Source organism: Yoonia vestfoldensis (genome assembly GCF_002158905.1).
In the GTDB taxonomy this organism is placed as follows: domain Bacteria; phylum Pseudomonadota; class Alphaproteobacteria; order Rhodobacterales; family Rhodobacteraceae; genus Yoonia; species Yoonia vestfoldensis_B.
Window position 1 is genome coordinate 1,201,533 of record NZ_CP021431.1, and the last position, 18,580, is coordinate 1,220,112.

The window sequence follows — 18,580 nt, forward strand, 5'->3', positions numbered from 1 at the left end:
CAGGCTTGCCAAAACCCGCCCTTGCGCGCAAGATTTGCGCATGACCCAGACCGACACCATCTCGCAGGCAGCAGCGCAACCGCAGGTCCGTCACCTTGCGCTGGCCGATCTGCGCGCCGCGCTGCGTGCCGGTCTGGCCGATTTCCGCAGAACCCCGCAATTCGGCCTGTTCTTTAGCGCGGTCTATGTGCTGGGGGGCTTCGGGATGCTGGCGCTGGGGGCAGGGCATGTGACATGGACCTTGGCCACATCGCTGGGCTTTCCGCTGATCGCCCCTTTTGCCGCCGCCGGATTATACGAGGTCAGCCGCCGGATCGAGACCGGCCAGCCCCTGTCATGGCGCGCCGTACTGGGCATCTTGTGGCAGGAACGCACGCGGCAATTGCCCTGGCTGGGGGCGATCATCGTGATCTATTTTTTGTTCTGGACCTTTCTGGCGCATATGATTTTCGCGCTGTTCATGGGGCTCAGCACGATGACCAATGTCTCGCAAAGCTGGGAGGTGTTTTTGACCCCCACCGGCCTGACGATGATCGCGGTTGAACTGGTCGTGGGCGCCGTGCTGGCGTTTTTGCTGTTCGCGCTGACGGTGGTCAGCCTGCCCCTGGTGCTGGACCGCGAGGTTGATTTCGTCACCGCCATGTTGACCAGCCTTGCCGTCGTGCGCCAGAACCTTGGCGTCATGCTGTGCTGGGCCGGTCTGATCGCCGCGCTGACGCTGGTGGCGCTGCTGCCCTGGTTTCTGGGGCTGATCGTGGTGCTGCCGGTGCTGGGCCATGCGACCTGGCATTTATACCGCCGGGCGCTGGATTAGGGGCGCAGCCTGTTCAGCCGCGCCCGACGACCTTTTGCTGGTAGCGCTGAAGATCACCGATCAGCGCCTGGCCCTGCGCAACCCCCATCCGGTCGCAGAATTCCGCCCAAACGGCCGCATAGGGCAAGTCCTTGATTTCTTCACTGACAACCAGCCGCGACGTATAATCGAGGGTGTTTTCCGCAGCGCGCAGCCGGTCCCAAGGGGCCAGCAAGGCGCGCAACAATGCCTTTTGCATATTGCGCGTGCCGATGACCCAGGCCGCGGTCCGACTGATCGTGGCATCAAAGAAATCCAGCCCGATATGGGTGCGCCCCAAGAGATCGGCGCTGACCAATTCCTGCGCCATCTGCAGGATCGCATCGTCCAGCAGGATCACATGATCGCTGTCCCAACGCATCGGGCGGCTGACATGCAGCAGGATCTCATCGAGCGACAGCGCCACGGCACTCAGCTTGTCGGCGACATTCTCTGTCGGATGGAAATGCCCCATATCAAGGCAGAGCAACGTGCCCTTGCGGATCGCATAGCCCAGATAGAATTCATGGCTGCCGATGGTGCAGGCCTCGACCCCGATGCCGAATAACTTGCTTTCCACGGCATCGCGCATCTGTGCCTTGTCCTGCGGCGCGGCCATGATCGCGTCCAGCGCATGTTCCAGCCGCCGGCGCGGTGCCATGCGGTCTATCGGCGTGTCCTTATAGCCGTCGGGCACCCAGATATTGTTCACGCATGGCGTGCCAAGGGCCGCGCCCATCTGGGCCGCGATCTCGCGGGTGCGTTTGCCATGTTCGATCCAGAAATCGCGGATGCCCTGATCGGGATGGCTGAGCGTCAGATTGTCGTCGGCCTTTTCATGCGCAAAGAAGGTCGGATTGAAATCTAGCCCAAGACCCTGATCTTTCGCCCAATCCACCCAGGGCGCGAAATGGCTGAATGTAATCTCGTCGCGGTCGGGGCTTTGGTCGGTATCAAGATAGCAGGCATGCAGGTTCAGCCGGTGATTGCCGGGGATCAGCCCATAGCAAAACGCCAGATCGGCGCGCAGCTCGTCTGGTGTGCGCGCGCGGCCCGGATGGTTGCCCGTGGCCTGGATGCCGCCGCCCGACCGGCCCGAGCGGGTTTCAAACCCGACCACATCATCCCCTTGCCAGCAATGCATAGAAATCGGGATGCCAGCCAGCCGTTTCAGGGCCTCTTCGGTATCCACGCCCCAATCGGCAAAGGCGGCTTTCGCGCTGTCATAGCTCATGTTCTGTCCTCCCTCGGACGCCTAGCGCGTGAACGCTTCCTTGTTGCCGGCATCGACGTTGATGATATTGCCCGTCGATTTGGCAGAGAGATCGGATGCAAGAAAATAGGCGGCTTCGGCCACATCCTCGGGCAGCACAGAGCGTTTGAGCATGGACCGGTCGCGATACATTTCCTCTAGCCCGTCCTTGTCGGTGCCATAGGTATCCGCGCGCTGGTCAAGCCATTCGCCCTGCCATATTTTAGAGCCTTTCAACACCGCATCGGGATTGACCACATTGACGCGCACGCCCATGGGCGCACCCTCTAGCGCAAGGCAGCGGGCAAGGTGGATTTCAGATGCTTTCGCGGTGCAATAGGCCGATGCATTGGGCGATGCCGCCAGCCCGTTCTTGGAGGCCACGAAGACCACCGCGCCGCCCATATTCTGCAGCTTGAAGAGCTTGAACGCCTCGCGGCTGACAAGGAAATAGCCGGTGGACAGGATCGCCATGTTCTTGTGCCACAGATCAAGGCTGGTGTCCTCGATCGGCGCCGAACTGGCGATCCCCGCATTCGATACCAGAATATCGACGCCACCGAATTCCACCGCGATGTCGCGATAGGCGGATGCGACGGCCTCTTCGCTGGTGACATTCATGTTCACGATCCGCACCACATCGGCGGAATATTTCGCGCTCAGGCCCGCATAGGTTTGCGCAAGGGCGGCATCATCGATATCGGCCAGCATCACGCAAGCGCCCTCGCGCAGGTAGCGTTCGGCGGTGGCCGCGCCGATCCCGCCAGCGCCGCCGGTGACCAGCGCCACGCGGCCCGCCAAAGATTTCGGCGCGGGCATGCGCTGCAATTTGGCCTCTTCCAAAAGCCAATATTCAATATCAAAGGCTTCTTGTTCCGGCAGGCCCTGATAGGTGGATACCGCATCCGCGCCGCGCATCACATTGATCGCATTGACATAGAATTCACCCGATATCCGCGCGGTGGCCTTGTCCTTGGCAAAGGTGATCATGCCAACGCCCGGCACCAGATAGACGACAGCGTTGGGATCACGCATGGCGGGGCTATCGTCGCGTTTGCAGTTGTCATAATAGGCCTGATAACCGATGCGGTAATCGGCAATCGCGTCACCCAGCCCGGCAAGAGTTGCGTCGATATCCGGCTTTGCGGGGTCGAAATCCACGACCAAAGGGCAGATTTTCGTGCGCAGGAAATGGTCGGGGCAGGATGTGCCAAGCGCGGCAAGCCGTGCCATATCCTTGGCATTGACGAATTCCAGCACGGCATCGCTATCGGTGAAATGGCCGACCATATGCTGCTGGCCAGAGACATATCCGCGAATGGCAGGCATCAGCCGGGCGGCCATTGCGCGGCGGTCCTGCGCGCTCAGGCTGGTGTGAACCGCGCCGCCAAAGGCCGCCTTGCCAGCGGTTTCGGCGGCGAACCAATCCATCGCCGTCTGGATCACATCCAGCGTCAGCTCATAGCATTCCTTGGCATCATCGGCCCATGTGAACAAGCCGTGGCTTTCCAGCACGACGCCTTTGGCATCGGGGTTCTTTGCGCAGAAATCCGACAGCCAAAGGCCCAATTCGTAACCCGGCTTTTTCCACGGCAGCCAACCGATCCGGTCACCAAAGATGCGTTGGGTCAGCGCCTTGCTATCCTTGGCGGCAGCAATCGCGATGATCGCATCGGGATGCATGTGATCGACATGTTTGGCCGGCACATAGGCATGCAGCGGCGTATCGATAGAGGCCGCGCGCGGGTTCAGATTGAACGTGCAATGGGGCAGGTAGGCAACCATCTCATCCTCGAAGGCGACCCCGCGATAAAGCCCGCGCAGCGCGTTCAGCTTATCCATATAGAGCGTTGAAAACCCGTCCATTTTGATCGACCCGACATCCCCGCCCGAGCCTTTGACCCACAGCACCTCGGTCGCGGCACCGGTCAGCGGATCATCTTGCATCACCTTTGCGGATGTATTGCCGCCGCCGTAATTCGTGATTCTCTTGTCCGAGCCTAACAGATTGGAGCGATACAGCAGTTTCTCTGGCTCGCTCATCTCGCTGGCCTGGGTGTCATCCCATTTATTTTCAAGATGTTGGCGGTTTGTAGAAGAGGTCATCTGTGTCTCCGTGGACGGCGGGTTAGGACTGGTTATGACCAACAAGGTGACGGCAGGTTGCAGGCAAGTCAATCATTTTCAATCATAAACAATCATGCTGCACCGCAGAATGATTGAAAATGACAAATAATGATTGACAACCTTGCGCGATTCGCCCCACGCTCATTGCAATCAAAGGGACAACCCATGCACGAAAAAGACCGCCACAGAGTAATCCTTTCCGCCGTTCAGGACCGGTCGCTGGTGACCGTGATTGACCTTTGCGCCTTGACCGGTGCATCCGAGGCGACAGTGCGGCGCGACATCAATACGCTGGACGACCAAAAGCAGCTGCGCCGCGTGCGGGGCGGGGCCGAAGCATTGACAGCCACGCCGTTTGTCGGCCTTGCCGGGCGGCCTTTTTCCGTCAATGAAATGTTGAATAGTGCGGAAAAACAGGCGATTGCCGCTGCCGCTGTTGAATTATGCAAAGATGGCGAGCCGATCATCATCAACGGGGGCACCACGACCTTTCAGATGGTGCATCCGCTGGCGTCGCGCCGGTTGCAGGTCTTTACCAATTCATTCCCCATCGCCGAACATCTGCTGAAGAACAGCCAGAACACGGTGATGTTGTCGGGTGGGATCATCTACCGCGAACAAAACATCATCCTGTCGCCTTTCGACAATGACGTGACCCGCAACTTCTATGCCAAGCGGATGTTCATGGGCGCGCAGGGCATCGGCCCGCTGGGCCTGATGGAAGGCGATCCCTTGCTGATCCAGGCCGAACAAAAGCTGATCGGCCAGGCCGAGGAATTGATCGTCCTGGTGGATAGCAGCAAATTTGAACAACGCTCCAGCCTGGTGCTGTGCCCGTTAGAGCGGATCGACACAATCATCACCGATGACAAGATCGAGGACCGCACGGCGGCCATGTTGGAATCGGCGGATGTGACACTGATCGTGGTGCCCTCGGGCGCTGCGCAGAAAGAGGGGGTGGCGTCTCTGCCAGCCTGACCGCAACCATCACTCCAGGGAGGAAACCATGAGTGTTCTGAAGAAACTGGCAGCATCCGCTGCAATGGCCGCCGCGATGATCGCCACGCCCGCCTTCGCACAAGACGATGTGCGCATCGCGATTGTGGTCAAGGCGCTTGGCATCGGCTTTTTCGAAGCGGCCGCAGAAGGCGCCCAAGAGGCCGCCGCCGAGCTGGGCAATGTCGAGATCATCTATACCGGTCCGACCGATACCACCGCCGAAGGCCAGATCGAGGTCATCAATGCATTGATCGCCCAGCAGGTCGATGCGATTGCGATTTCGGCAAATGACACCGATGCGCTGGTGCCCGCCCTGCAGCGTGCCATGCAGCGCGGTATCACCGTGATCAGCTGGGATTCCGGCGTCGCCCCCGAAGGCCGCCAATTGCATCTGAACCCATCCTCGAACCCGCTGATCGGCAATATGATCATCAAGCTGGCAGCCGATCATCTGCCCGATGGCGGCGAGGTGGCTTTGCTCTCGGCCACCACCACATCGACGAACCAGAACATCTGGATCCAAGAGATGATGGCCGTCATGGGCGATTATCCCGGCATCGAGGTTGTTGCGACGGTTTACGGCGACGACCTTGCCGATAAATCCTACCGCGAGGCGACAGGCCTGATGCAATCCTACCCTGATCTGGACGCCATCATCGCCCCGACATCGGTCGGGATCGTGGCGGCGGCGCAGGCTGTGGTTGATGCGGGCAAAGTCGGCGAAGTCAATGTCACGGGTCTTGGCCTGCCGTCTGAAATGGCAGGGGCCATCGCCAGCGGCGCATCGCAGTCTTTCGCGATCTGGAACCCGATTGATCTGGGCTATTCCGCGACCATGCTGGCCTATGAGCTAAGCCAGAATGGCGTCGAAGCCGCCCCCGGTGCCGAAATTCCGATGGGCCGCATGGGCAGCCTGACGCTGGATGAAAACAACGAAGGCGCGATGGCCGATCCCTTTGTCTATGACGCCAGCAATATCGACCAGTTCAAGTCGATCTTCTGATCTGCTTGCCGCTGCGGTCCGGCGCATCACCCGCGCCGGGCCGCATGCCCCAATCACCAATTCCAGTCCCCAATTCCAGTCCCCAATTCCAGTTCCGAGAGTGTCCGGATGTCGCCAAGCCCCGTGCCCCCCATATCGCCTGACCTGGCCCCTTTGGTCTCGATGGATATGATCAGCAAGACATTCACCGGCGTGAAAGCGCTCGATGGGGTCAAACTGGACCTTTATCCCGGCCAGGTGACCGCGCTTGTCGGCGAGAACGGCGCCGGTAAATCCACGACCGTCAAGATATTGACCGGGATCTACCAGCCCGATGGCGGCACGATCCGCATCGACGGCGCGCCTGTGTCCTTTGCCAGGCCCAATGACGCCGCCAAAGCGGGCATCACCGCCATCCACCAGGAAACCGTTCTGTTTGATGAACTTTGCGTGGCCGAGAATATCTATATCGGACATGCGCCCCGCACCCGGTTTGGCCTGATTGATAAAGCGCAGATGCACCGTTTGGCGACCAAGCTGCTGGCCGAGATTGGCGCGCCTTTCAGCTCGCACACCCCGTTGCGCGACCTTGGTATTGCAAACAAACATCTTGTTGCGATTGCCCGCGCCTTATCGGTCGATGCGCGCGTCGTCATCATGGACGAGCCGACGGCTGCGCTGTCGCATAAAGAAATCGAAGAATTATATGCGCTGGTCGATACCCTGAAATCGCAGGGCAAGGCGATCTTGTTCATCAGCCACAAATTTGACGAGATTTTCCGCATCGCCGACCGCTACACCGTATTTCGCGATGGGGCCTTTGTGGGCGATGGCAAGATCGCAGACATCACCGAAAACGATCTGGTCAAGATGATGGTGGGGCGATCCGTGGATCAGATCTTTCCGCAAAGTGATCATGCGATCGGGGAGGAGGTTCTCAAAGTGGTGGGCTATGCGCATCCGACCGAATTTGCCGATATCACCTTTAGCCTGCACCGGGGCGAGATCCTGGGGTTTTACGGCCTTGTCGGCGCGGGGCGGTCTGAATTCATGCAGGCCCTGTTCGGGATTACCAAACCTTCCAAGGGGGTGTGCCGGGTCAATGGCGATATCAAGGTGATCCGCTCGCCTGCGGATGCGGTGTCAAACGGGATCGTCTATGTGCCCGAGGATCGTGGCAGGCAGGGGGCGATCATCGGGCTGCCCATCTTTCAGAACATGACCCTGCCATCCTTGGCCAAGACCTCGCGGCACGGGTTTCTGCGCCTTGCCGAGGAATTCAAACTGGCGCGCGAATATGCGCAGCGGCTGGATCTTCGGGCTGCGGCGCTGGATCAGGACGTTGGCAATCTTTCGGGTGGCAACCAGCAAAAGGTTGTCATCGCCAAATGGCTGGCGACCCAGCCCCAAGTGATCATCCTGGACGAACCCACCAAGGGCATCGACATCGGATCCAAGGCGGCGGTGCATGCCTTTATGGCCGAACTGGCCGCGCAGGGCCTGTCGGTGATCATGGTCAGCTCTGAAATACCCGAAATCATCGGGATGTCGGATCGGGTGATTGTCATGCGCGACGGCCGGATTGCCGCCGAATTGGCAAAGGACGATCTGACCCCCGAAACCCTGGTGCGCCATGCCGCCGGGATCAGATCTTCAAAGGCAGGAGCCGCAGCATGACCCGTTTTCTGCCGATGCGCGAAACCATTCTGGCGGGCGCGATCCTGGTGCTGCTGCTGTTGGTTGCGGCGCGTTTTCCGGGCTTTGTCGCACCTGCCAATCTGGCCAATGTGTTCAATGATACGGCGCCTTTGATCATCCTTGCGCTGGGGCAGATGGTGGTGATCCTGACCCGCTGCATCGATCTGTCGGTGGCGGCGAACCTTGCGCTGACCGGCATGGCGGTGGCGATGATCAATGTCGCGATCCCCGGCCTGCCGATCGGCGTGATCATGGGGATCGCCATCCTTCTGGGCGCGGCCATGGGCGCGATCAACGGACTATTGGTCTGGAAATTGGCGATCCCGCCGATTGTTGTGACGCTTGGCACGATGACCATCTTTCGGGGCATCATCTTTCTGATCTCGGATGGCAAATGGGTGAATGCGCATGAAATGTCGTCCGCCTTTACCGGGGTTCCGCGCATGGTCTTGCTGGGCCTGCCGGTCTTGTCTTGGGCTGCGATCATCACGATCATCCTGTTCGGGATCATGATGGCGCGCACGCAGTTCGGGCGGTCCATTTTTGCCGTGGGGGGCAATCCGCATGCGGCTGTCTATACCGGTATCGACGTGGGCAAGACGCAGTTTTGGGCCTTTGTCGTCTCGGGGGCCTTGGCGGGGCTGACGGGATATCTATGGGTGTCGCGCTTTGCGGTGGCCTATGTCGATATCGCGGGCGGCTTCGAGCTAGAAGTGGTGGCCGCCTGCGTGATCGGCGGCATCTCTATTGCGGGGGGGATCGGCTCTGTCGGCGGGGCGGTGCTGGGGGCGATCTTTCTTGGCGTGGTCAAGAACGCGCTTCCGGTGGTGAATATCTCGCCCTTCTGGCAGCTGGCGATTTCCGGCAGCGCGATCCTGATCGCCGTGGCCTTCAACGCGCGCGCTGGTCGCAGCAAAGGCCGGATCATTCTCAAAAAGGCAGAGACCACGCCATGACCGATGCAATCCAGACCCGCCACATCCCCGACCACCAGACCAGCCGCGCGGCACGCATCTTCAAAAGCTGGGAATCGCTGCTGCTGGCCGTGGCCATTGCGATTTTCGTGATCAACAGCTTTGCCACGCCCTATTTCCTGAACCCCTGGAACCTAAGCGATGCGACATTCAATTTCACCGAAAAAGCCATGATCGCCTTTGCGATGGCGCTGCTGATCATCTCGGGTGAGATTGACCTGTCTGTCGCCTCTATCATCGCGCTGGCCAGCACGGCCATGGGGCTTGCGCTGCAATATGGCGCGGGCACGCCAGAGCTTGTGCTGATCGGGTTGACGGTTGGGGTGCTTTGCGGGGCGTTCAACGGGTTCTTTGTCACGGTCCTGGGCCTGCCATCCATCGTGGTGACCATCGGCACGATGAGCCTGTTTCGCGGCATCAGTTTCATCATCTTGGGCGATGATGCTTTTCGCGGCTATCCGGCCAGCTTTGCCTGGTTCGGGCAGGGCTATATTTACTGGGTCTTCACGGTCGAAATGGCGTTATTTGTGATCATTGCCATCATCTATGGCGTCCTGCTGCACAAGACGAACTTTGGCCGCGCGGTTTATGCGATCGGCAATAATCCGACGGCGGCTTTGTTCAGCGGCATTCGGGTGCAGCGCGTCAAATTCATCCTGTTCGTGCTGACCGGTCTGATGTCGGGGATCGCGGCCATCTGTTTGACATCGCGCCTTGGATCAACCCGCCCCAGCATCGCAACAGGCATGGAGCTGGAGGTGGTGACAATGGTTGTCCTTGGCGGTGTCAGTATCCTTGGCGGGTCCGGCACGATCCCCGGCGTCGTGATTGCTGCCTTCGTGATGGGGCTGGTGACCTTTGGGCTGGGTCTGTTGAATGTGCCGGGTATCGTGATGTCGATCTTCATCGGCCTGCTGTTGATCGGGGTCATCGCCTTGCCGCGCCTTTGGGCCATGGCGGCCAGAGGGCGCCGGGCATGACCGAGCGTTACGTTTTCCGCATGCGGCTGCACCAAGGAATGGCCGATGAATACAAGCGCCGCCATGATGCGATCTGGCCCGCGCTTGTGAACCTACTGCACGCGGCCGGGATCAGTGATTATTCGATCCATCTTGACGCGGAAACCGGCCATCTGATTGGCGTGCTGACCCGCGCAGATGGGCATGGTATGGACGCATTGCCCGACCATCCGATCATGCAGGAATGGTGGGCCTATATGCAGGATATCATGGAAACCAACGCCGATAACGCGCCTGTTGCCGTGCCGCTGACGCCGCTGTTTCACATGCCATGACCGCGCCGCGCCATGTTGCAGTCATCGATATCGGCAAGACCAATGCAAAGCTGGCCTTGGTCGATCTGGCGCGGCTGACAGAATTGGCCGTCGTCACCCGCCCGAATATCGTGCAGGCCGGGCCGCCATATCCGCATTACGATGTCGAGGGGCATTGGGCCTTCCTGCTGGATGCATTGGTGCGTTTCCACCGCGATCATCATATTGACGCGATTTCCGTGACCACCCATGGCGCCTGCGCGGCCTTGCTGGATGACACAGGGGCCCTTGCGACGCCCATTCTGGATTATGAACACAGCTATCCCGCCAAGATCGTTGCCGCCTATGACGCGATCAAACCCGCCTTTGCCCAAACCGGATCACCCAGGCTGGCCGGTGGGCTGAACATCGGCGCGCAATTGCATTGGCTTTTTGCCCGTGATCCCGGCCTTAAAGAGCGCACAGCCCAGATCGTGACCTATCCGCAATATTGGGGGCATCGGCTGACCGGCGTGACGGCGACGGATGTCACATCCATCGGCTGCCATAGCGATCTGTGGAATCCCTATGCAGGCAGATTCTCTGATCTGACGGTCACGCTGGGCATCCAAGACAAGATCGCAGCCGTGCGCCGCCCCGACGCTATTCTGGGGCCGATCTTGCCCGCGATCGCCGCCGCCACCGGGCTTGCGCCGGATACGCCTGTTTGCGTCGGCATTCACGATTCCAACGCCTCGCTTTATCCGCATGTCATGTCGCAGACAGGGCCGGTCTCGGTTGTCTCGACAGGGACCTGGGTGATCGTCATGGCGATGAATACGGATGCTGCGGTCAGGCTCGACCCGGAGCGCGATACGCTGGTCAATGTGAATGCCGCAGAACAGGCGGTGGCCAGCGCGCGGTTCATGGGGGGGCGTGAATTCGAAATGATCCAGCAGGGCCAAGGGGTCGCACCAGAGACCCAAGATATCATGGCTGTGCTGGACAGACCCCAGATGCTGTTGCCATCGGTGCAAAGCGGGTCAGGCCCGTTTCAGGGGCGGCAGATGCAATGGCGCGGTGGTGAACCCGGCATTGGCACGGGGCAACGCGCGGCCGCTGTATCATTCTATCTGGCCTTGATGACCGGCACCTGCCTGCGGCTTGCCGGCGGGGCGGGGCCGACGATTGTCGAAGGGCCTTTCGCACGAAACCCCACATATCTTGCGATGCTGCAGGCCGTGACCGGACGCGCGGTGCAGACGAATGCGGCCGTCACAGGCACCAGTATCGGCGCGGCCATGTTGCTGGGTGATCAGGCCTTCCCGCCCCGGCTGGAGCAAGTGGAAACGGCGCTGCCTTTGGACCGGCTGCGGGACTATGCCGATCAATGGACCGCATTGGTCGCGACCCAATAGCCCAGGGGCGGGCAGGCATGTCTGGCCGCCAAATCGGCGTCTTCGCAAAGAAAAGGGCGCCTCGGGGGCGCCCTTCACCACGCAGGCAGGCTGCGGAAACCTTAGCCCTTGTCGCCCTCTGGCGCGGGCAGGACGGGCATCTTTTTGCCAGCGGCGGACAAGGGATCGTCCTGACGCTGCACAGAGCCTTCGAAATGCGCGCCGGATTCGATGGCGATGGTCTTGTGGATGATGTCGCCTTCGACGCGGGCGGTCGAGGTCAGCCGCACCTTAAGACCGCGCACCCGGCCGATCACGCGGCCATTGACCACGACATCATCGGCGATGATCTCGCCCTTGACGGTGGCGCTTTCGCCGACGGTCAGCAGATGGGCGCGGATATCGCCATCAACCTGGCCTTCGATCTGGATGTCACCGGTCGTTTTCAGGTTGCCGGTGATCAGCAAATCCGACGACAGCACAGAGGCCGGTGGCTTGGCCTTTGGCGGGGTTGTCTTGAAATCAGGCGCCGGGCTGCCGGTCTTGGCGGTCTCTGAAGGGACGGCTGCGGTGGGATCGGCCACCTTTGGCCCGGGCTCATTGATTTTGGATTTAGAAAACATTCTGTCCAGCTCTTATATAAGTCATCGGATTGACGGGGTTGCCATTGACGCGCACCTCATAGTGAAGGTGGGGCCCGGTCGAGCGACCAGAATTCCCCATAGCACCAATTTTGTCGCCGCGCGATACCCTTTGGCCAACCCGCACGTCAATTGTGTTCAGATGGGCATAGCGGGTTTCAAGCCCGAAATCATGGCGGATGGTGACCAGCCGGCCATAGCTGGATTGCCAGCCCGCCTGCACCACGACGCCATCCGCCGTGCTATGGATCGGCGTGCCGACCGGTCCGGCGAAATCGGTGCCCGCATGCAGACGGCCCCACCGCTGGCCAAAGCCGGATGTCATCCGGAAATTCGACCGCACCGGCATGGCAATCGGCAGCTTGTCGGCGGCAATGCGGTAAAGGTTGATCCGGTCCATCGAGGCCAGGATCGCATTGGCGCGCAGGCTGTCGGGATCGGGTTCGCCCGTCGCGGTGGTAAAGGTGATCGGTGCCAGCGGCCCGCCGGTGCCGGAATAGCCGCGCCGGACCTGTTCGATCAGCGTATCGGGGTTCATCCCCGCCGCGCGGAACACATTGTCCAGCGGTTCGACCGAGACCAGCATCGCCTCTTCCAGCTGGCGAAAGATCTGGTCGTTGCGTTCTTGCAGCAGGCGCAGTTCCAGCTGCATTTCTGCGGCCTGTTCGATGGCCATGCCGGCATCATCGGCGATCTGGTCACGTTCGGCGGCGGTTTCGGCCAGCGCATTGGCCAGCAGGTTGACGGTGCCGACGGCCTCGTCTGGCATCGACAGCGGCGTGCCATCCTCGCCGTTTTCGGTCAGCATGGCGACCTGCTCGCGTGCTTCCTCGCGGGCTTTCATCGTGTTGCGCAGGGTGGTTTGCACCACCTCCAGCCCGGTTTCCAGCTCGCGGCGTTTTTCCTCGGTGGCCAGCAATTCGGATTGCATGATCGAGATCTGTTCCAGCGCCATTTCAAACCGCGCATGGGCAGAGGCCGCTTCGGCGGCGCGGGTGTCGCGGTCCGACGACAGGATATTCAGCCGCTGTTCATAGGTCATCTGGTCGCGCTGCGCCTGCGCGCGGAAATTGCCCGCGCCGATACTATCCATCAACAAGATCGCTGTCGCCACGATGGTCCAGCCCACGACAATGGTGCTGCCCGTCCAGGCGACCAGCTGCGTTTCAGAGCTGAGCCGGATGAACCGCGTTTCGGTGTCGGATCGCAGGAAAAGCCGCTTTTCGGGGAACCAGCGCTCGAGCGTGGCATGGATCGGTTTCATCAATCTTGAACGCACCACTTATCCACCTTGATTGGCTGCCAGACCTGCCCCGTTTCCCCACAAAAGGCAGTGCTGGACTCTGTTAGCCAGCCAAGCGCCATGTCGCAACACCCAATCCCCGGTTTTTGTCGCCCGATTTTGGACGAAAGAGCAAAACCCGCTGATCTGCGCAAAGTTCCGCCGAGCCCTGCGGCAGCGGCCCTGCGGCCGCTAGAGCGCCTGGACCGCCGCCAGCACCGCATCGACATGGCCGGGGACTTTGACCTTGGGCCAGACCTGCGCGATCTTGCCATCCGGCCCGATCAGGAATGTCGCGCGTTCGATGCCCATATAGGTCTTGCCATACATGCTTTTCTCGACCCAGGTGCCATAGCGTTCGCAGACATCGCCCGCCTCATCCGATAAAAGCGCGATTTTCAGATCATGTTTGGCGACGAACTTGCCGTGTTTGGCCACGGAATCCTTGGACACGCCCAGCACCACGGCACCAGCGGCGGCGAAATCATCGATGCTTTGCGTGAAACCGATCGCCTCTTTGGTGCAGCCGGGGGTGTCGTCCTTGGGGTAGAAATACAGCACCACTGTCTTGCCTGCTAAATCGGACAGGGTGACGATATCGCCGCCGTCACGGGGCAGGCTGATGGCAGGCGCTATATCGCCGATGGCGGGATGGGGCATGGCGTGATCTTCTCCGCTGAGGTTTTGATTGCCTTGTTTTAGTCTCATGGTGTCAAAGATAAAGGGACCAGTGACCCCATGGGCGGAGAAACCTTGCCAGAGCCAATGCCAGAGCCTTCGCCAGACCGGCCGCAGACAGGCGACCCTGTCCGCGCCAGACGGCCCCTGTCGCGTGTCCGGCTGGTGCTGCGCGGTCTGGTGACGCTTTGCCTGATGCCGCTGGTCTTTGTGCTGGTGGCGGGGGTCATGATCATCGACCGCGAGATCACCGCCCCCAGCTGGATCACCGCACAGGTGCAGGACCGCGGCACGCAGGTGCTGGATGGTGGGCGTTTGCGCTTTGCCGCGATCTCGGTGCGGCTGGGGCGTGACCTGCACCCGACATTGCGGCTGATCGACACCCAGCTGATTGATCGCAACGGCGCGCTGGTGACGCGGATCCCGGTGGTCGAGGCTGATCTGTCCCCGCGCGGGGTGATCCTGCAACGCGCCGTGCTGGTCCAGCAGGTCCGCATCATCGGGGCCCAGATCAATCTGCGCCGCGCGCGCGATGGCAGCTTGGCGCTGGCCTTGGGGGCGGGCAATGGTTTGGGCATGCGCAGCCTGCCCGATTGGCTGGACCAGATCGATCTGGTGCTGGACCGGCCCGAATTCGCGGCGCTGCGCCGCGCGCAGGCGACCGGATTGATCGTCAATTACGACGATGCCCGCGCCAGACGCAGCTGGACGGTGGATGGGGGTCAGGTGGATCTGGACCTGCGCGGCGGGCAGGTGGCGGTGCAGGCCGAACTGGCGCTGTTGTCGGGGCGGGCCGATGTGACCACGGCCCTGTTGTCCTATGCCAGCGCGCGCGACACGCGGGCCGCCGATCTGGCCGTGACGATCCGCAATATTGCCGCCAGCGACATTGCCGCGCAATCGCCTGCCTTGAACTGGCTGCGCGATGTCTCGGCCCCTTTATCCGCCGAATTGCGCACCGCGATTGACGCGACCGGCGCGCTGGGGACGCTGCATGCGGCGCTGGATATCGGGGCAGGGGTGCTGCAACCGACGCCCGCCTCGGAACCGATCGACTTTAGCGCGGCGCGCGCGGCGCTGATCTATGACCCGTCGCAGGATCTGATCCGGTTCAGCGATATCGCGGTGCAGAGCGACTGGGGCAGTCTGCAGGCCGATGGTGACGCCTATCTGCGCGATTTCGCCGATGGGCTGCCGCGCGCCCTGCTGGCGCAATTCCAGCTGCGCAATGTGGCGCTGACCCCGCCGGGCCTGTTTGACGCACCGCCCGTGATTGACACAGCGCGTGTCGATCTGCGGCTGCGGCTGGATCCTTTCGTGGTCGATATCGGGCAGGCCATGCTGCGCGATGGTGCCTCGCGCCTGTTGGCCAGTGGGCGGATCGCGGCGACCGATGCGGGCTGGCAGGTCGCGGCTGACGCGCAGATTGACCAGCTGTCGCCCGACCGGCTGCGCGCGCTTTGGCCCAATCAGCTGCGCCCCGGCAGCCGCGCCTGGTTCAGCCAGAACGTGCAGGCAGGCCAGCTGTCGGATCTGCATTTCGGGCTGCGTCTGGACCCCGGCCAGCCCGCCAGGATCGCCGGGCATTTCAGCTTTGCCGATGCATCGGTTGTCGTCCTGCGCGGGTTGCCGCCGGTGACAGCGGCGCGCGGCACCGGCCATCTGAGCGATCATCGCCTGGTCATCGCGGTCGATACAGGCAGCATGACCACGCCCCATGGCGGCGCTTTGGTGATCGACGGCACCAGCTTTGCCATCGCGGATCTGCGCCAAAGGCCCGGCCTTGCGACCTTGCAGCTAGAGGCCCAGAGCCGCCTGCCGGATCTGTTATCGGTCATCAACCAGCCGCCTTTCGCCTTTATGGACAAGGCCGGTCTGCCGGTAACAATCGCCGATGGCACGGCCCGGACCCAAGGGACCGTAAACTGGCCCCTGTTCAGACGGCCCCCGCGCGAAATGGTGCGGTATGATATCGGCGTCGATCTGGCAGAGCTGCGCAGCGATCAGCTGGTGCCGGGGCGCAGCCTGACCGCCGCGACCATGCAGGTGGCGGTCACTGATGCGGGACTGTCGATCACGGGGCCGGTGCAGCTGGACGGTGTCGCAGCCGTGGCGCAATGGACACAAGCCTTTCTCCGCCGCGGCCGGGCCGACAGCCAGTTGCAGGCCGATGTGATGATCTCCGAGACGGCCCTGCGCGCCTTTGGCATCACGCTGCCGCCCGGCATGATCAGCGGCGCGGCCTCTGCGCGGCTGCAGGTCACGCTGCCCGCCGATGGACCGCCGCAATTCCGGATTCGCTCTGATCTGGATGGGCTGCGGCTGGCGCTGCCTGCGATTGGCTGGGCCAAGCCCGCCGCCACCAAGGGCGATCTGCGTATCGAGGGCGTTCTGGGTCCGGCCCCCGAGGTCACCCGCCTGCTGATCAGCGGTGGCGGCTTGCAGGCAGAAGGCCGGATCGATCTGCTGGCAGGCGGCGGTTTGGCGCAGGCGGTGTTTTCACGGTTCCAGATCGGCAGCTGGCTGGATGCGCCGGTCACCGTGCAGGGGCGCGGCGCGGATCAGCCACCCGCGATCATCGTGCAGGGCGGCATGATCGACCTGCGCCGCGCCCGGTTCGGGGCAGATCAGGGGGCCGGTCAGGGCGCAGGCGGCAGCCCGGTGCAGATCGCGCTGGACCGTCTGGTGGTGACCGAAGATCTGGCGCTGACCGGCTTTCGCGGCGATTTCACCACAATTGCGGGGTTCATCGGGCAATTCACCGCGCGCATCAATGGCAGCGCCATCGTCGCGGGCACGGTTGCGCCGCGCGGCGGGCGGTCCGCGATCCGGCTGCGCAGCGATGATGCGGGCAGCGTCTTGCAGGCCTCGGGGCTGTTTCGCAGCGCGCTGGGCGGCACGCTGGATCTGACGCTGCTACCGGGCGCGCAAGAGGGTATCTTTGACGGGGCGCTTGCCGTGCGCGCGGTGCGGGTGCGCGATGCGCCGACATTGGCGGCGGTGCTGGATGCGATCAGCGTCGTGGGCTTGCTGCAACAGATGGACGGGCAGGGGCTGGCCTTTGACGAGGTCGATGTCCGGTTCCGCCTGACGCCTGATCAGGTCATCGTGTCGCAGGCCAGCGCGGTCGGTCCGGGGCTTGGCATTGCGGTCAACGGGATTTACACGCTGGCGGGCAAGGGGTTTGATTTGCAGGCTGTCGTGTCTCCGTTCTATCTGGTCAACAGCATCGGCGCGTTCCTGACGCGCAAGGGCGAGGGGCTGGTCGGCTTCAATGTCGCGATTGCAGGCACGGCAGAGGCGCCACGGGTCAGTGTGAACCCGCTCTCTGCGCTGACCCCGGGCCGTTTTCGCGAAATTTTTCGCCGCCCCCCACCGGAGCTGACCCAATGAAACTAAGTGATTTCGATTTCGACCTGCCCGAGGCGCTGATCGCCACCCGCCCCGCGCGGCCGCGGTCTTCGGCCCGGTTGCTGCTGGCGCAGGGTGATCAGATCGCGGACCGGATCGTCACCGATCTGGTCGATATCCTGCAACCGGGCGACCGGCTGGTGCTGAATGACACCAAGGTGATCCCCGCGCGGCTGACCGGCACCCGCGCGCGCATCGGCGAGGCCGGCGAGACCGCCGCGAAGATCGAGGTGACTTTGCTGGAACCGCAGGCCGGCGGCGATTGGTCGGCGCTGGTCAAGCCGCTTAAAAAGGTGCGCGACGGCGAGGTGATCGTCTTTTCCGCCGCTCTGTCCGCGACATTGGTCAGCCGTGCCGACGGGCAGGCGCGGCTGGCGTTCAACCTGACGGGCGATGATTTCGATGCCGCGCTCAATGCCGTGGGCGCCATGCCGCTGCCACCCTATATCGAGGCCAAGCGCCCATCCGATGCCGCCGATATGGATGATTACCAGACCTATTGGGCAAAGCATGCGGGCGCTGTGGCCGCGCCCACCGCATCGCTGCATTTCGACGGGCCTTTGTTGCAGGCGCTGGCCGCACGCGGGGTGACGATGTCTTATGTGACGCTGCATGTGGGCGCAGGCACCTTTTTGCCGGTCAAGGTGGATGATGTGCGCGACCACAAGATGCATGCCGAATGGGGCGAGGTGACGGATAAAGCCGCCGCCGAGATCAATGCCACCAAGGCGGCAGGCAAGCGGGTGATCCCGGTCGGCACAACCGCGCTGCGGCTGATCGAAAGCGCCGCCAAGGAGGGGCAATTGCAGCCCTGGACCGGGCCTACGGATATTTTCATCACGCCGGGCTTTGCGTTTCAGATCGCGGATGGGCTGATGACCAATTTCCACCTGCCCAAATCCACGCTGATGATGCTGGTCTCGGCGATGATGGGGATGGACAGGATCAAGGCGATCTATGCCCATGCCATCGCCGAACGCTACCGGTTCTTTTCCTATGGAGATTCGTCGCTTTTGTTACCTGACCGCGCGTGATTGTCGGGCCGGGCGCATTGC

At 61.9% G+C, this 18,580-nt stretch carries 15 protein-coding genes; 10 read left to right on the forward strand and 5 right to left on the reverse strand.

Annotated elements, in window-relative coordinates; genetic code table 11:
* Positions 1–40: 40 nt before the first annotated feature.
* Positions 41–814 (forward strand): DUF2189 domain-containing protein, encoded by a 774-nt coding sequence (locus LOKVESSMR4R_RS05905; protein ID WP_087206722.1) that lies wholly within the window; start codon positions 41–43, stop codon positions 812–814.
* 13 nt (positions 815–827) lie between these two features.
* Here LOKVESSMR4R_RS05905 and LOKVESSMR4R_RS05910 read toward each other — a convergent pair whose 3' ends face one another.
* Positions 828–2,066 (reverse strand): L-rhamnose isomerase, encoded by a 1,239-nt coding sequence (locus LOKVESSMR4R_RS05910; RefSeq protein WP_087206723.1) that lies wholly within the window; start codon positions 2,064–2,066, stop codon positions 828–830.
* A 21-nt stretch (positions 2,067–2,087) separates the two neighbouring features.
* Positions 2,088–4,190, reverse strand: coding sequence for a bifunctional rhamnulose-1-phosphate aldolase/short-chain dehydrogenase (locus tag LOKVESSMR4R_RS05915; protein ID WP_087206724.1), 2,103 nt, complete (start codon positions 4,188–4,190; stop codon positions 2,088–2,090).
* Between the two features lie 186 nt (positions 4,191–4,376).
* On the opposite strand from LOKVESSMR4R_RS05915, the gene LOKVESSMR4R_RS05920 reads away from it, so the two are divergent.
* The 7 genes from LOKVESSMR4R_RS05920 (at position 4,377) to LOKVESSMR4R_RS05950 (ending at position 11,534) form a co-directional block, all read left to right on the forward strand.
* Positions 4,377–5,189, forward strand: coding sequence for a DeoR/GlpR family DNA-binding transcription regulator (locus tag LOKVESSMR4R_RS05920; protein ID WP_087206725.1), 813 nt, complete (start codon positions 4,377–4,379; stop codon positions 5,187–5,189).
* A gap of 28 nt (positions 5,190–5,217) precedes the next feature.
* Positions 5,218–6,213 (forward strand): rhamnose ABC transporter substrate-binding protein, encoded by a 996-nt coding sequence (gene rhaS / locus LOKVESSMR4R_RS05925; protein WP_087206726.1) that lies wholly within the window; start codon positions 5,218–5,220, stop codon positions 6,211–6,213.
* 162 nt (positions 6,214–6,375) lie between these two features.
* Positions 6,376–7,869 carry a sugar ABC transporter ATP-binding protein gene (locus tag LOKVESSMR4R_RS05930; protein ID WP_420645909.1) on the forward strand — a complete coding sequence of 498 codons (1,494 nt, stop codon included), beginning with the start codon at positions 6,376–6,378 and terminating at the stop codon, positions 7,867–7,869.
* Positions 7,866–8,846: an ABC transporter permease gene (locus LOKVESSMR4R_RS05935; RefSeq protein WP_087206728.1), complete on the forward strand. Its 981-nt coding sequence runs from the start codon at positions 7,866–7,868 to the stop codon at positions 8,844–8,846. The genes LOKVESSMR4R_RS05930 and LOKVESSMR4R_RS05935 overlap by 4 nt, the downstream gene beginning before the upstream one ends.
* The gene (locus LOKVESSMR4R_RS05940) at positions 8,843–9,844 is read left to right on the forward strand and encodes an ABC transporter permease (RefSeq protein WP_087206729.1); all 1,002 of its coding nucleotides are present in this window, start codon (positions 8,843–8,845) and stop codon (positions 9,842–9,844) included. Before LOKVESSMR4R_RS05935 ends, LOKVESSMR4R_RS05940 begins: the two co-directional genes overlap by 4 nt.
* Entirely contained in the window at positions 9,841–10,158 is a 318-nt protein-coding gene (locus LOKVESSMR4R_RS05945; protein ID WP_087206730.1) for an L-rhamnose mutarotase, read from the forward strand. Before LOKVESSMR4R_RS05940 ends, LOKVESSMR4R_RS05945 begins: the two co-directional genes overlap by 4 nt.
* Positions 10,155–11,534, forward strand: coding sequence for an FGGY-family carbohydrate kinase (locus LOKVESSMR4R_RS05950; protein WP_087206731.1), 1,380 nt, complete (start codon positions 10,155–10,157; stop codon positions 11,532–11,534). Before LOKVESSMR4R_RS05945 ends, LOKVESSMR4R_RS05950 begins: the two co-directional genes overlap by 4 nt.
* Positions 11,535–11,635: 101 nt before the next feature.
* On the opposite strand, the gene LOKVESSMR4R_RS05955 is transcribed toward LOKVESSMR4R_RS05950, so the two are convergent.
* From LOKVESSMR4R_RS05955 to bcp, 3 genes are all read right to left on the reverse strand, one after another.
* Complete coding sequence (locus LOKVESSMR4R_RS05955; RefSeq protein WP_087206732.1) at positions 11,636–12,136, reverse strand: bactofilin family protein; 501 nt, start codon at positions 12,134–12,136, stop codon at positions 11,636–11,638.
* Positions 12,126–13,418, reverse strand: coding sequence for a M23 family metallopeptidase (locus LOKVESSMR4R_RS05960; RefSeq protein ID WP_087206733.1), 1,293 nt, complete (start codon positions 13,416–13,418; stop codon positions 12,126–12,128). Before LOKVESSMR4R_RS05960 ends, LOKVESSMR4R_RS05955 begins: the two co-directional genes overlap by 11 nt.
* 210 nt (positions 13,419–13,628) lie before the next feature.
* On the reverse strand, positions 13,629–14,096 hold the full coding sequence (gene bcp / locus LOKVESSMR4R_RS05965; protein WP_087206734.1) for a thioredoxin-dependent thiol peroxidase: 468 nt from the start codon (positions 14,094–14,096) through the stop codon (positions 13,629–13,631).
* A gap of 78 nt (positions 14,097–14,174) precedes the next feature.
* Here bcp and LOKVESSMR4R_RS05970 point away from each other — a divergent pair, with 78 nt between their 5' ends.
* Both LOKVESSMR4R_RS05970 and queA read left to right on the forward strand, forming a co-directional pair.
* Positions 14,175–17,507: a DUF3971 domain-containing protein gene (locus LOKVESSMR4R_RS05970; RefSeq protein ID WP_087206735.1), complete on the forward strand. Its 3,333-nt coding sequence runs from the start codon at positions 14,175–14,177 to the stop codon at positions 17,505–17,507.
* On the forward strand, positions 17,504–18,559 hold the full coding sequence (queA, locus tag LOKVESSMR4R_RS05975) for a tRNA preQ1(34) S-adenosylmethionine ribosyltransferase-isomerase QueA (RefSeq protein WP_087206736.1): 1,056 nt from the start codon (positions 17,504–17,506) through the stop codon (positions 18,557–18,559). The genes LOKVESSMR4R_RS05970 and queA overlap by 4 nt, the downstream gene beginning before the upstream one ends.
* Positions 18,560–18,580 lie beyond the last annotated feature (21 nt).

Coding starts and splice junctions, on each gene's coding strand:
- queA (WP_087206736.1), top strand. CDS start 17,504: ATGAAACTAAGTGATTTCGATTTCGACCTGCCCGAGGCGCTGATCGCC.
- LOKVESSMR4R_RS05950 (WP_087206731.1), top strand. CDS start 10,155: ATGACCGCGCCGCGCCATGTTGCAGTCATCGATATCGGCAAGACCAAT.
- LOKVESSMR4R_RS05960 (WP_087206733.1), bottom strand. CDS start 13,418: ATGAAACCGATCCATGCCACGCTCGAGCGCTGGTTCCCCGAAAAGCGG.
- LOKVESSMR4R_RS05915 (WP_087206724.1), bottom strand. CDS start 4,190: ATGACCTCTTCTACAAACCGCCAACATCTTGAAAATAAATGGGATGAC.
- LOKVESSMR4R_RS05945 (WP_087206730.1), top strand. CDS start 9,841: ATGACCGAGCGTTACGTTTTCCGCATGCGGCTGCACCAAGGAATGGCC.
- LOKVESSMR4R_RS05905 (WP_087206722.1), top strand. CDS start 41: ATGACCCAGACCGACACCATCTCGCAGGCAGCAGCGCAACCGCAGGTC.
- LOKVESSMR4R_RS05935 (WP_087206728.1), top strand. CDS start 7,866: ATGACCCGTTTTCTGCCGATGCGCGAAACCATTCTGGCGGGCGCGATC.
- bcp (WP_087206734.1), bottom strand. CDS start 14,096: ATGCCCCATCCCGCCATCGGCGATATAGCGCCTGCCATCAGCCTGCCC.
- LOKVESSMR4R_RS05940 (WP_087206729.1), top strand. CDS start 8,843: ATGACCGATGCAATCCAGACCCGCCACATCCCCGACCACCAGACCAGC.
- LOKVESSMR4R_RS05910 (WP_087206723.1), bottom strand. CDS start 2,066: ATGAGCTATGACAGCGCGAAAGCCGCCTTTGCCGATTGGGGCGTGGAT.
- rhaS (WP_087206726.1), top strand. CDS start 5,218: ATGAGTGTTCTGAAGAAACTGGCAGCATCCGCTGCAATGGCCGCCGCG.
- LOKVESSMR4R_RS05930 (WP_420645909.1), top strand. CDS start 6,376: ATGGATATGATCAGCAAGACATTCACCGGCGTGAAAGCGCTCGATGGG.
- LOKVESSMR4R_RS05920 (WP_087206725.1), top strand. CDS start 4,377: ATGCACGAAAAAGACCGCCACAGAGTAATCCTTTCCGCCGTTCAGGAC.
- LOKVESSMR4R_RS05955 (WP_087206732.1), bottom strand. CDS start 12,136: ATGTTTTCTAAATCCAAAATCAATGAGCCCGGGCCAAAGGTGGCCGAT.
- LOKVESSMR4R_RS05970 (WP_087206735.1), top strand. CDS start 14,175: ATGGGCGGAGAAACCTTGCCAGAGCCAATGCCAGAGCCTTCGCCAGAC.